This window comes from Planctomicrobium aquicomposti (assembly GCF_051466325.1).
Lineage (GTDB): Bacteria > Planctomycetota > Planctomycetia > Planctomycetales > Planctomycetaceae > Planctomicrobium.
This window is the reverse complement of the sequence record NZ_CP195792.1, coordinates 2,563,513-2,576,335: the sequence shown is the minus strand read 5'-3', so window position 1 is coordinate 2,576,335 and position 12,823 is coordinate 2,563,513. Positions and strand designations below refer to the sequence as shown.

Annotated in this window: 8 protein-coding genes; 3 read left to right on the top strand and 5 right to left on the bottom strand. The window is 57.0% G+C overall.

All coding sequences use genetic code 11. The features are described 5' to 3' along the window. Positions 1 to 25: 25 nt before the first annotated feature. Positions 26 to 1,072 carry an NAD(P)-dependent alcohol dehydrogenase gene (locus SH664x_RS09910; protein WP_437207202.1) on the top strand — a complete coding sequence of 349 codons (1,047 nt, stop codon included), beginning with the start codon at positions 26 to 28 and terminating at the stop codon, positions 1,070 to 1,072. On the opposite strand, the gene SH664x_RS09905 is transcribed toward SH664x_RS09910, so the two are convergent. From SH664x_RS09905 to SH664x_RS09885, 5 genes are all read right to left on the bottom strand, one after another. Then, positions 1,073 to 1,309, bottom strand: a complete 237-nt coding sequence (locus SH664x_RS09905; protein ID WP_437207108.1) for a hypothetical protein — start codon at positions 1,307 to 1,309, stop codon at positions 1,073 to 1,075. Further along, positions 1,306 to 1,926, bottom strand: a complete 621-nt coding sequence (gene parA / locus SH664x_RS09900; RefSeq protein WP_437207106.1) for a ParA family partition ATPase — start codon at positions 1,924 to 1,926, stop codon at positions 1,306 to 1,308. The genes SH664x_RS09905 and parA overlap by 4 nt, the downstream gene beginning before the upstream one ends. Positions 1,927 to 2,062: 136 nt before the next feature. Further along, positions 2,063 to 4,975, bottom strand: a complete 2,913-nt coding sequence (locus tag SH664x_RS09895; protein ID WP_437207104.1) for a tail fiber domain-containing protein — start codon at positions 4,973 to 4,975, stop codon at positions 2,063 to 2,065. Further along, on the bottom strand, positions 4,968 to 5,300 hold the full coding sequence (locus SH664x_RS09890) for a hypothetical protein (RefSeq protein ID WP_437207103.1): 333 nt from the start codon (positions 5,298 to 5,300) through the stop codon (positions 4,968 to 4,970). Before SH664x_RS09890 ends, SH664x_RS09895 begins: the two co-directional genes overlap by 8 nt. A gap of 266 nt (positions 5,301 to 5,566) precedes the next feature. Next, on the bottom strand, positions 5,567 to 6,088 hold the full coding sequence (locus SH664x_RS09885; protein ID WP_437207101.1) for a hypothetical protein: 522 nt from the start codon (positions 6,086 to 6,088) through the stop codon (positions 5,567 to 5,569). 88 nt (positions 6,089 to 6,176) lie between these two features. On the opposite strand from SH664x_RS09885, the gene SH664x_RS09880 reads away from it, so the two are divergent. Then, the gene (locus tag SH664x_RS09880; protein ID WP_437207100.1) at positions 6,177 to 11,045 is read left to right on the top strand and encodes a DEAD/DEAH box helicase family protein; all 4,869 of its coding nucleotides are present in this window, start codon (positions 6,177 to 6,179) and stop codon (positions 11,043 to 11,045) included. Between the two features lie 507 nt (positions 11,046 to 11,552). Next, positions 11,553 to 12,764, top strand: coding sequence for a sigma-54 interaction domain-containing protein (locus SH664x_RS09875; protein ID WP_437207098.1), 1,212 nt, complete (start codon positions 11,553 to 11,555; stop codon positions 12,762 to 12,764). Positions 12,765 to 12,823: the final 59 nt, after the last annotated feature.

Here is a 12,823-nt window from a genome sequence, read left to right as displayed (position 1 = left end):
CACTGCAAGCCCGCGCGGCTCCACCATGAAAGCGGCCGTCTTCGTGGAACCCGGCAAGATCCGGTTGACGGATAAGCCGATCCCGGTGATCGGACCGCGTGATGCGTTGCTGCGGGTGACGCTGACGACGATCTGCGGCACAGACGTGCATATCCTCAAAGGGGAATATCCCGTTGCCAAAGGGCTCACGGTTGGACACGAGCCGGTTGGGGTGATTGCAGAACTGGGAAGTGCGGTGACAGGCTATGAGATTGGCCAGCGGGTCATTGCTGGCGCGATCACTCCCTGTGGCCATTGTCTCTCCTGCCTGGGAGGTCAGCATTCCCAATGCGGCGGTAAAGCGATGGGAGGTTGGCGGCTGGGAAATACGATCGACGGGTGTCAGGCAGAGTATGTGCTGATTCCCGATGCCATGGTCAATCTGGCTCCGATCCCGGACACGCTCACCGACGAACAGGTACTGATGTGCCCGGATATCATGAGCACTGGGTTCAGCGGAGCGGAAGCAGGCAAGGTGCGAATCGGTGATTCTGTCGTGGTGTTTGCACAAGGCCCGATCGGGCTGTGTGCGACGCTCGGTTCCCGTTTGTCCGGTGCCACGACCATCTACACTGTCGATTCCATCGAAAAGCGACTGACGATTTCCCGCCAGCTGGGAGCAGATACCGTCATCAACTTCCAGAACGAAGATCCCGTCAACGTGATCCGCGAAGTGACGAATGGTCGCGGAGTCGATGTGGCGATCGAATCGCTGGGAACACAGCAGACCTTCGAAAGCTGCCTGCGGGCTCTCCGTCCCGGAGGAACGCTGTCGTCGCTGGGAGTGTATTCCGGCAAACTGACTATTCCACTGGATGCCTATGCAGCCGGTCTGGGAGACTATCAGATCGTGTCGACGCTTTGTCCGGGCGGAAAAGAGCGGATGCGGCGGTTGATGAATGTGCTGGAATCCGGACGGGCGGATCTTCTGCCGTTAGTCACTCATCGCTTTACACTCGACCAGATTGAAGAAGCCTACGATCTGTTTGCCAACCAGCGGGACGGGGTTCTGAAAATCGCGATCACTCCCTGATCAGTTCGATCCTGATCTCAAGGACCGTTCAATCAGTTCCCGCAGCAGCTCCGCAATCGGGATATCCTGCTGGAAGCAGTGCAGCTTGAGCCGCTTGTGGAGCTCGGGATCGAGATCGATCGTCAGGCGTTTGAGTTTGACGGGCGATTCTTCGGCAACAGCATGGCGGGTTTCGACCCATTGGTCGGCGGCCGGGTTCTGTTTCGGGCGGGTGGTCATGTTGATGCGTTTGCTCATGTGATGTTCCTCAGTTCGTCCACAAAACCTCTGATCTCTTTGAACCCCTTGCGGTCCTGTTCGCTCGATACGGTATCCCCGGCAGCCAGTGATTCTGCGAACGCCACCCGCTGGGCGACATCCGCTTCCAATAGCGGAACATCCAGTTCCCTTAAAGCCCGTCGCACATCCCGGCCAATCGCGGAGAACCCGACCTTGCGGTTGACCACCAGACAGCATTTCAGATCGGGTTTGTAGATTTGGGCTTCCCGCACCAGATCGACCGTCTCGGCAGCCGCCCAGACATCGAGCGGACTCGGGAGGAGGGGGACCACGACCATGTCGGCGGCCAACAGGATCGAGCGGGCCAGTTCGGCAATCCGTGGCGGACCATCGATGACGATCTCGTCGTAGTCCTTGGCCAGAAGATGAATCTCTTTGTGAATAGACGCCTTGGGCATGCCGACCACCGTGAATGTCGGTTCTTCCCGGCAGTTCGCCCAGGCGAGCGCACTCCCCTGCGGATCGGCATCGATCAAGAGCACCCGCTGCCCGCGACGGGTCAGCTCAGCGGCCGTATGAATGGATAACGTGGTCTTTCCCACGCCCCCCTTTTGGTTCAGAAATGCTGTAATCATGAATGTCGTGTTTCTTTGTCCCCAGTGATACAGGAACACGACACCACGCTACACCGGTTCGCTGCACAGCGCAAGCAGCAATTCGCGAAACCCCGTTAAGATCAACGAGGAGTGGGAGAACGGTGAAAGCTGATGGTTACTCAGCGGCCTGCTGTTCCAGTCGACGAAGACGGCTGTCCAGAGATTGAATCTGCTGCTCAAGCTGCTGGTTGGTCTGCTGCAGGGAATGGACTTCGATCTGTTGTTCCTGCATCGCCTGAATGAGAGGAGGGATCAGACCGATGTAGTTGACGGATTTCGTTCGCAACTCATCAGGCGCGGTCTTGACCAGCTCGGGAAAGATCTCTTCGAGTTCCTGCGCCATCACGCCGAACTTCGTCTGGTTGTGCTTGTCATCGATCATGACGAAGCTGTAGGTCTTGACCTTGCCCAATAGGTCCAGCATCGGGCCACGATCAGACAGCGGATGAATGTCCTTCTTCAAACGTTGATCGGAGACGTCGGTGATATCCCCTGTATAAGCAATATCGCCCACCACATCGAGCGCGACGGTCGGGGTCGATTTTCCGATCGCCAGTGCCCCGGCAGAGGAGAACGCGGAGAGAATCGTGCCGTTGCTGTCCTGCCATTCCGTCAGATTGGCTGTCTGTGATGCCGCACCCCTGATGATTTGACCAATAGCCGCTGCGGAAGCAGCATTGACCTGGAGCATCGCCAGTGGTGTTAAAGTCCCAATACCCGTGCGTCCGCCCCCCAGAAGCGTCATAATGTTCGTTGAACCGTTACCGTTCTGAAAGCGAATGCTTCTATCTGGAAAAGAAGTGCTTCCGCCTCTGATCGTAAGGTTTGTGCTTCCACCGGTGTCAATGATGGATGAGCCGCCAGCGCTCAGTATACCATTGACGGTTACACCTTTGGTGAAAGAAACGCGAGCAGGTGAATCAATGGTAAGGGTACCGGGGATGCCCCTGCCTAAATAAAGATAAGGAGAGCCCCCACCGTCCTTCACGGACAATTCAACCCATTCATCATTGTCCGGCAGGGACGGTAATCTCAATCTCAGCGTTCCTGTCATATCCACTTTCGTTGCCGGGTTTTCCAAGCCAACCCCAACATTTCCGCTCGCGGAACTAAACACGAATCCCGATGCTGAGTTAAACGTGCCGGAATCATTGAACAGGATTTGTTGATCGCTGCCCGGCGCAGCGGATGCTCCCAACCCGCTGGCGGGGTTGAAGCAATTGTTGCCGTCGCTGTCACAGTAGGCCGTCGCACCGACGGGGCCCTCCACATCGAGCTTCAGGACCTGAGCGCCCGTTGAGGCCGGGTTTGCTGTCCCGATGCCGACCTGGCCTTCGGGGATGATGATCATCTTGGTGCTGAGATCGCGCAGGGTTGTGCCACTAACGCCAACATCCGATGTCTGGAACACGATCGACCCGCCCCGCGCATTACCAGTGCCGCGCCCACCGGCGATACTCAGGCTGGCTCCGGCGATGTCGGTTCCCTCACCACCAGTCGCGTTGATGATGAAATCTGTCGGCTCCGCCACTGTGACCGGCCCGAAATAGGCGGATTGCAGGCCATGAGGCCTGTATTTTCCTCCCAGAACCAGCTGATTCGACGCAGTCGCTTCAGCCTGATAGCCAATAACAACAGAACCAGCATAATTAACTTTACTGTTGCGGCCGATTACGATCGCATTATCCGTCAGCGCATTGGTTCCTTGCCCGCCGATCGCAATACTGCCTGTATTTACAGCAGTGCCTTGGCCGAGCGCAACCCCACCATAAGCGTTTGCCTTTGCACCGCTACCGATAGCGACATTATTGCCACCGCCTTGATTCAGTGTTAAAGCACCAAAGCCAATGGCGATAGAACTTGGTCCTGAAGTCGATGCATTTTGACCAATGGAAATGGAATGGCTTGTATTCGTAACAGCACCGATACCCAGGGCGACATTGCTTGACCCGCTGATAAAAAGGAATTTATGTCCACCAACGCGCAGAACATCAGATCCGCTGAAAAAATTGACATGGCCGCCGATATTGACATTCCCCTCGCTCGTGTAAATGAAATTCGCATCTCCCACCAGCGCGGAGGAATTGTTGAACTGGATCGCCCCTTCCGGCCCGGCGGCCGCTGCGCCGCTCGCCGGGTTGAAGCAGTTCGCACCGGTGGTGTTGCAATAAGAATTCGCACGGACATCGCCGATCACATGCAGTTTAGCGCTTGGAAAATTTGTTCCTATTCCAACATTTCCATATGCATAAACATTACCACTGTGTTCGACCGAGAATCTCATGGAGTATCCGGCGTTTCGCAAAGCCAGAAGATCGACAGCCGCATTGCCATTCTCCCAGTCAATCCCGCGAACATTGATCATGTAATCCGTCACGCCCGGGCTGACAGAACCTATTGATAACCTCCCCCGGCTGGTCACAAAGACATTATTCAACCCTCCTGCCCCGGACACTTTAAAGACTCCGTAAGAGCCTGTGCCTTGGACAGGATTATGAATATGAAACAAGGTTGATGGCGTAGCCGTTCCAATTCCCACGCGACCTGCGCTTGTATAAACAAAACTCGCATTGCCCGTCAGCGCGGAGGAACTGTTGAACTGAATCGCCCCTTCTGGACCCGCTGCGACGGCAGAACCAGCAATCCACTTCCAGGTCGCTCCGTCGCACATCTCGATGGTGCTATGGCTGTTGTTCCACCGCAGACCCCCTTGACGGTCAGCGTCACAGTCCAGACCGGTGGATGCACCGACGATCAGTTCGCCCCCCACATGCAGCGGGGCTTTCGGAGAATCCTGTTTTACACCGAGATTAGCGTTGGCATCGCTTTCATAGATCCGGTTCCAGACTCCGCTCTGGCAGGTCAGCAAATAGCCTTTGCCGCCGGTTTCGGTACCTCCAGAACGTCCGATAGCGTTGTCCGGGGAGCAGGGATCTCCCGGCTGTTCCTGTGACCAGGCTGGCAGGGTGAATGCGAGGGCAGCTGCCAGAACGAGCCATGTCCGCTGGCTGCGTCGTCGACTACTCATCCTGCGACCCTGATGAATACGAAGGATGTTCAAGGCGAGAACGGGCCAGTTCCTCGCCCAGATCGATGCTCAGGCCACCGTACCGGACATTGTGGGCGATGGTGAGACCGTCGTTGTTAATGAGGGCCACTGACTCGCCGTTCACAATGAACCGGATCGTGCCTGTCTGCGGATCGACATCAATCCGTGTGGTCTCACTCGATCCTGCATCGAATGGTTGTTGTGCGGAGTGTCCGAGGGAAAACAGCCCCCACCCCAATGCGATCCCTCCGATCAAAAACCCTGTCGAAATCAGTAGTTGCCGTGTAGTTGCGGTGTTCGCCATGCCAAGCCTCCCCTGCCGGATCACCGGCGATTCGCTCCTCTCTGTCTGCCATAGAGTGAGCAGGCTGTCAACCGGCGTTGGTTCCTGAACGATGCTCGATCCGCAGAATTGCAGGGCTTGCGCCGTGGTGCGGACAGCGGTAACGTGAATCATGGAGACCTTGGTGGAAATGGAGCGACAGAGAGATGTTGTCGCTGGAGAGCGTCGTTCAGGAATACTGAGCGGGCGACACTGACGATGGCGTCCCGCAAACGCACATGGTGGGGTCATCCGACACTGTTTTCACTGTTCGGAACGGCAGCGGAACCAGAGCCTGCTTCGAAGCGACCATCGAACGCCAACCGACCGGCTTCATCAACTCCATCACCAATATCCTCCGAACCGGTCACGCATTCCGGGAAGAACAAACAGCTGCGGCTGGATTTTACGACGGGCGCGGCTGCAAACCAGAATGGCATTTCGTCGCAGAAGCCACTGACCAACGGTTCTGCCCCCAAACCCAATCTCCCGATTTCGAAGCCTCCACAGCAGCAGAAGCGGCTGTTCGACCTGTTTCTCAAACCGCTGGTCACTCCAAAGCCAAACGTTTCGGAGGAGGGGGCAAATTCTGGAATCAGCGCAGCGGCTCTCGACTCCGATACAGAACACCCTGCACTGTCCAATGATCGGAACCGGACATCACCACCGCTTGCAGCAGAGACCACGACGCCCGGCATCATCAGCCTGCCGCATTCCCCGACCACCTTCACTGGTGAAAAAGGAATCGCCCAGGAACTCATCGCCGCCATCCGGACACTCAAGACCGTTGTAAACGAGCAGCGCCCAGCCACGTCTGAAGAACAGCAGACGCTTTCGAAATTTTCCGGGTTCGGAGCGTTGGCCCTGTCGATCTTTCCCAACCCGGCAACCGGTCTGTACAAGTCTTCCAGCTGGCAGGCACTGGGAGAGGAACTGCAATCGCTGCTCACGCCGGAAGAGTACGACAGTGCGAAACGAACCACGTTCAATGCGTTCTACACCTCTCCGGTCGTCATTCAGGCGATGCATCTGGCACTCGCGCAGCTGGGCATACCAGCGAATGCAACGATCCTCGAACCGGGTTGCGGGATCGGAAGATTTCTGGCATATGGTCAACCGGGACAGCAGTTCATCGGAATTGAACTGGACTCGATCTCCGGCCGGATGGCTCGTGCACTTTACCCCCAGCACGACATCCGGATCGAGAGCTTTCGTGACACAAAGCTCCCGGAAGGCCAGATCGACGCGGTCATCGGCAACGTCCCGTTTTCCGATCTGAAGCTGGATCACCACGGCCAGAAATTCTCGCTGCACGATTACTTCTTCGCCAAATCTGTTGATGCCCTCAAACCCGGCGGAGTGCTGGCACTGGTGACCTCGCACTACACGCTCGACAAGCAGAATGCTTCCATTCGGGAATATTTGGCTGACCGGGCGGATTTTGTGGGAGCGATCCGTCTGCCGTCGGATACGTTCCGGCGGGACGGGACTGCAGTGGTCACCGATATCGTGTTCCTCCGCAAACGACCGCCCGGTGAACCCGCCCACCACATCGATCCCGATTGGCTCGGTGTGGCTCCCCTGTCGATTGAAGGAGCTGAAGTCTCAATCAACCGCTATTTCCACAACCACCCCGAGATGGTGCTGGGCAACTGGTCCCGCAAGAACAGGCTGTACGGCGACGGTTATAGCGTCGTCTGTAACGGGGATCTGCACATCCAGTTGCCCAAGGCCATCAGCGGTCTGCCATCATTTGCACCTCTGGCACCCTCACCGCAATCGGCCCGACCACCACCGGCGTTCGTTCCACCACCGCCGCAGCGGCATATCGATGAAGGGAGTTTCTTCATCGGCGAGGACCGGTCGATTTATCAGTCCCAGGGAGGCGAGGGGATTCCCGTTATCTATGGCGGCAAGAAGCTCCGTTCCGATGGAAACCTCGTCGGCAGACGGATGGGAGCACTCATCACCCTCCGGGATCATGCCCGCCGCGTCCTCCAGTCCCAGAACGAAGATTGGCCGATCGAACATCGCGACACGGCCCGGAAGGAACTCAATAAGGTTTACGACCGGTTCGTGATGGCCTACGGCCCGATCAACAAGACCACATTCGGCGAAACCGCCAACGGGACTTCCATCCGCCGCATGCCGAACCTCGTCAAGTTCCGGGAAGATCCGGACGCCATGCTGGTCATGTCGCTGGAAGAGTATGATGAACCGACCGGCAAAGCCACGAAAGCGGCCATTCTGCAGCGGGACGTCGTCGGTCGCACACCTCCCGTCACCCGGGTGCAGACTGCGGAAGAGGGACTACTGGTGGCTCTCAATCAGCGGGGCAAAGTCGATCTGCCGTTCATCTCCCAGCTGTACGGAAAACCGGAATCCTCCATCATCGACGAACTTGGGGATCTGATCTTTCACGATCCGCAATTGCAGGAGTGGCAGACCAGCGATGTCTATCTTTCCGGCAACGTCCGCGAAAAACTGAAATTCGCCGAAGCGGCCGGGATGGCCTACTTCCGGAATGTCTCGGCTCTGGCGGAAGTGCAGCCTCCAGACGTTCTTCCCGGCGACATCGATGCCAACCTCGGCGCTCCCTGGATACCGGAACAGGATATTCAGACGTTCGCCTCTGAGCTGTTCAGTGTCGACCGTTCTGCTGTTCCCATCGCCCATCTGCAGAAAGATGCGGTCTGGTCGCTGGATGCCGGATACGCCGCCCTGCAATCAGTGGCAGCCACCATTGATTACGGGACACCCCGCGCCAACGGAACGTGGCTCTTGGAACTCGCTCTGAACATGAAATCCCCCACGGTTTACGACACGCTTGACCAAGGGGAACGGGTCGTCAACCAGAATGAAACGCTCGCTGCCCGTGAAAAACAGAAACTCATCAAAGAAAAGTTCCGGCAGTGGGTGTTTACCGATCCCGACCGGACCGAACGGCTCGTCCGGATCTATAACGATCTCTACAACAACCTGCGGCCTCGCGTGTTTGATGGTTCCCATCTCGATTACCCCGGGATGAACGACACGGTCCAGCTGCGGCCGCACCAGAACGCCGCCGTCTGGCGGGGGATGTCCAGCGGAAACACGCTATTGGCGCACTGCGTCGGAGCGGGCAAGACGTTCACGATGGCCGCGACCGGCATCAAGATGAAACAGGCCGGTCTGATCAAGAAGCCGATGTTCGTGGTCCCCAATCACCTGCTGGAACAGTTTTCGAGAGAGTTCCTGCAGCTGTACCCGAATGCCAAGCTGCTGATCGCCGCCAAAGAGGATCTCACTCGCGACAAACGCAAGTTCCTCACCGCCCGGATCGCTTCAGGCGAATGGGACGGGATCATCGTCACGCATTCCAGCTTCGAGCGGATCGGAATGTCGCGGTCTTATCAGGAACAGTTCCTGCGGGAACAGATCGCCGAGTATGACACCCTGCTCTGTGAACATGCTGCCGAGAAAGGGAACCGCCGCAACCTGATCAAGACGATTGAAAAGCAAAAGGCGTCCCGCGAGGAGAAACTGAAAAACCTGCTGGCCGAGGAGAAGAAGGATGATGGGTTGGTGTTCGACGAACTGGGAGTGGATCACCTGTTCATTGATGAAGCTCATTACTTCAAGAACCTCGAAACCCCAACCAAGATGGACCGGGTGGCAGGGATTCAGACGGGCGGGAGCGAACGGGCGTTTGATGTCTACATGAAAGCCCGCTATCTCGATCAGATCCATGCGGGACACGGTGTGACGTTTGCCACGGGAACCCCGATCAGCAACACGATGATGGAACTGTACACACTCCAGCGGTTCCTTGATCCTGCTGGGTTACGAAGTAGGGGGATCGAACACTTCGACGCCTGGGCGGCGACGTTCGGGGAAGTGGTGGACTCGATGGAGATCACTCCCGATGGTTCCGGCCTGCGGCCCCGGTCGCGGTTTGCCAAGTTCACCAACCTGCCGGAACTCCAGCAGATGTTCCGGGCGTTCGCCGATGTGCAGACAGCGGAGATGCTGAATCTGCCACGCCCCACGCTGAAAGGCGACAAACCCGAAGTCATCGCCTGTCCGATGTCGGACGAACAGCATGACATTCAGCAGGAGCTGGTGAAACGCTACGAACGGATACGGAATGAAAAGATCGATCCCCGGGAAGACAATGCCCTCGCCATCACGACCGACGGCCGCAAACTAGCGACCGATGCCCGAATGCTCGATCCGGTCGCGGACGACTTCCCGGAATCGAAGATCAATCGGTTGGTCGAAACGGTGACCGAGATCTTCAATCGTTCTGCGTCTCTTCGCGGCACACAGATGATCTTTGCTGACATGGGAGTGAACCCAACAGCGTGGGGATATTCGCCGTATTCGGAGATCATCTGCAAGTTGACGGAATCCGGTATTCCGCGTGAGCAGATCGCGTCCATCGGCGATGCGGAGAGCGATGCGAAGAAACAGGCTCTGTTCAAGAAGGTCCGGGAAGGAGCGGTGCGGGTTCTGCTGGGCAGTACCCAGAAAATGGGGACCGGCACCAACGTCCAGAAACGGCTCATCGCCCTGCACCACCTCGACGCCCCCTGGAAACCAGCCGAAGTGGAACAACGGGATGGCCGCATCCTGCGGCAAGGGAATGAAAACAAGGAAGTCTCGATCTTCCGGTATGTCACTGAGGGAAGCTTCGACGCCTATATGTGGCAGGCTCTGGAGACCAAAGCCCGGTTCATCAATCAGGTGATGACCGGCGATAACGCCATCCGCACAGCGGAAGATATCGGTGGTCAGGAACTCTCATACGCCGAAGTGAAAGCGATTGCCTCCGGCAACCCGGCTGTGCTCACACTGGCGGAAGCAGAAGCTGAACTGCAACGACTCCACTTACTCAAGAAGAGCCACATGGATGAGCAGTTCCTCGCCAGACGGAACGTCCGTGATCTGCCGGACCTGATCGCCCGCTATGTCGACCGGCTGGAGAAACTGACGGCGGACAGTTCCCGCATGGCCCACCACGACGGCGAACCGATCACGATCAGCGAGAGCGCAGTTCCAAGAGGCGAACTGATCCCGGCGCTGACAAACAAGCTGGAATCTCTCCCCACGCTGATCGGGCACACCACCAAAATTCCGTTCGGAACGTATCACGGGCTGGAGTTCGGCCTCATCCTCGATCCCGAGTTCTCACTCGAGATCTACCTGCAGGGCCAGCTCACCCGCAAAACCCGGCTCTCCAAAGACCATCAGGGACCACGGGCCATCCTGAACGCGGTCGAACGTCTCGCCAGCGGTTACGAAAAGGAAGGCGACCAGTTACGACAAGATCTGTCGATTGCCCAGTCCCAGCTCCGCGACTACCAGTCTCGTCTCGGCAAACCGTTCACCCTGGAAAGTTATCTGTCTGAACTGACATCACTTCGCGATCAGCTGAAAATCAGCCTCTCAGTGACCAGTCATGCAGCGAATGATAACGACGGCCCGTCAACCGCCGACCTCGCCCAGCAGATCAACACCCTGAAAGCCTCGTTCCAGACCGAAGCCGTCCCCGACCGCCCTCGCCAAGGTCAAATCGCCGCCGAGGAACCCATCACGAGCAGAATCCGCAACCGGGAGCCGACACAGCCAATCCCGATTATGGATGACGCATTCGACTCCACGGCGAAAGCGTTTGATCCATTCACGACGGACGCTTATTCCATCCCCCGATCCTCCGACCTGAGCTACTCGGTCCCTTACGCCTGATGTCGATCATTTAGCGATTGATACCATTCAGAAGCCGCGAGAATGCCACTGAATGGAAGTATTTTTCAGGCGTCTTTGGTACAAATGGAATTGTTGCAGCACATTCCAGGTGGTGACATGAGCCGTAAGCGAGTACTTGTGCAATGGATTGGTCATTCGGACCTTCGTGCCCTCGCCGCGCAGTCTCCTGCTCCACGTCAGAAAAATATTCTCTCGAAAGTCGGGGGCACCTTGCCACCACCTGGAGATGAAGGCCCAACGAAAACGCTGCTTTGTACGCAGCAGTTTTCCGAAGTCCGGCTTCTCAGCAATTATCCAGATCACTTCAACGATTGGTTCGCTGCATGGGTTGGTGGAAATCCGACAGTTGTCTCGACCCCATTGGAGAAACCGACTGACTACGCATCAATTTTCCAAATCGCAAACAGCCAACTGGAGTCACTGCGGTCGTCCAAAGACGGAGTGCATTGCGAACTCTGTCTGCATCTCAGCCCGGGAACCCCGGCAATGGCAGCAGTCTGGTTGCTGCTTGGGAAGACGCGGTTTCCAGCAACGTTTTATGAGACATTTGCAGGCAAATCCTGGGTCACGGACGTCCCATTCGATCTGATCGACGTCATCCCGGAAGTGTTACGAAATCCTGATCTCTATCTTCAGCATCTCGCTGCGCAATCCCCCGGAGAAATTGAAGGCTTTGGCGACATCGTGGGAGATAGCAGGGCGATCCGCGAAGCAGTCGGAAGGGCCAAACGCGCTGCCATAAGAAGCATTTCGATCCTTTTGCTAGGGGAGAGTGGAACCGGCAAAGAGATGTTCGCTCAGGCAATTCACAAAGCGGGCTCCCGTCGTGAGAAGCCGTTCAAGGCGATCAACTGCGCCGCCCTTTCCAAAACGTTGCTTGAGTCAGAACTCTTCGGGCACTGCAAGGGAGCATTCACTGGAGCAGATAAGGAACGAAAGGGCGCATTCGAGGCGGTAGACAGCGGCACTCTCTTTTTGGATGAGATCGGCGAATGCGATCTGGAGACTCAGGCCAAACTCCTCCGAGTCCTTCAACCGATCGCGGGCGAGGGACCGGCCATTCGGAAAGTCTGCCGGCTCGGTGAAGACAAAGATCGGACGGTCAACGTCCGAATCATCGCCGCAACCAATCGCGACCTGCACAATGCCATTTCCAACGGGACGTTTCGTGAGGACCTCTATTACCGATTGGCTGCCGTCACCATCACGCTGCCTCCTCTCCGTGACCGAAGGAACGACATTCCCCGAATTGCCGAGCACCTTCTCGGGTTGCTGAATCGGCAGTTTGAGCTGGATGAGCGGCAGTACCGGCACAAATCCCTTTCTCCCTCCGCCATTTCTTTTGTGAAAGAACATTCGTGGCCGGGCAATGTCAGACAGCTCCTCAACGCGCTGACTCAGGCTGCAGTACTGACCGATGGCGACAAAGTCGGTCGCCGGGAATTGGCGGCTGCCCTTGGAGAAATGCCCGATGTAAACGGTTCGTCAGAGCGGGGTCTGGACAAGCCGCTCGGCGATGGATTCGAGTTGGAAGAGCATCTAAATTCTCTTCGCAAAAGGTATTTGCAGCGAGCCATGGAAGAAGCGAGAGGGGTCAAGGCACAGGCAGCACGACTACTCGGCATGAAAAATTACCAAACTCTCGATGCCCAGCTGAGACGGCTGGACGTACAGGGCGAGTGGGGAGCAAACCGGTGAAAATCGTTGTCCAGTCAGCCGCTTGGCACAGTCGTTGCCTTTGCGGCTCGACATGTTTG

What these genes read in the sequence shown, in the direction of transcription:
- SH664x_RS09910 (WP_437207202.1), top strand. Translation starts at nt 26, where the DNA reads ATGAAAGCGGCCGTCTTCGTGGAACCCGGCAAGATCCGGTTGACGGAT.
- SH664x_RS09905 (WP_437207108.1), bottom strand. Translation starts at nt 1,309, where the DNA reads ATGAGCAAACGCATCAACATGACCACCCGCCCGAAACAGAACCCGGCC.
- parA (WP_437207106.1), bottom strand. Translation starts at nt 1,926, where the DNA reads ATGATTACAGCATTTCTGAACCAAAAGGGGGGCGTGGGAAAGACCACG.
- SH664x_RS09895 (WP_437207104.1), bottom strand. Translation starts at nt 4,975, where the DNA reads ATGAGTAGTCGACGACGCAGCCAGCGGACATGGCTCGTTCTGGCAGCT.
- SH664x_RS09890 (WP_437207103.1), bottom strand. Translation starts at nt 5,300, where the DNA reads ATGGCGAACACCGCAACTACACGGCAACTACTGATTTCGACAGGGTTT.
- SH664x_RS09885 (WP_437207101.1), bottom strand. Translation starts at nt 6,088, where the DNA reads ATGGCGGCGATGAGTTCCTGGGCGATTCCTTTTTCACCAGTGAAGGTG.
- SH664x_RS09875 (WP_437207098.1), top strand. Translation starts at nt 11,553, where the DNA reads ATGGCAGCAGTCTGGTTGCTGCTTGGGAAGACGCGGTTTCCAGCAACG.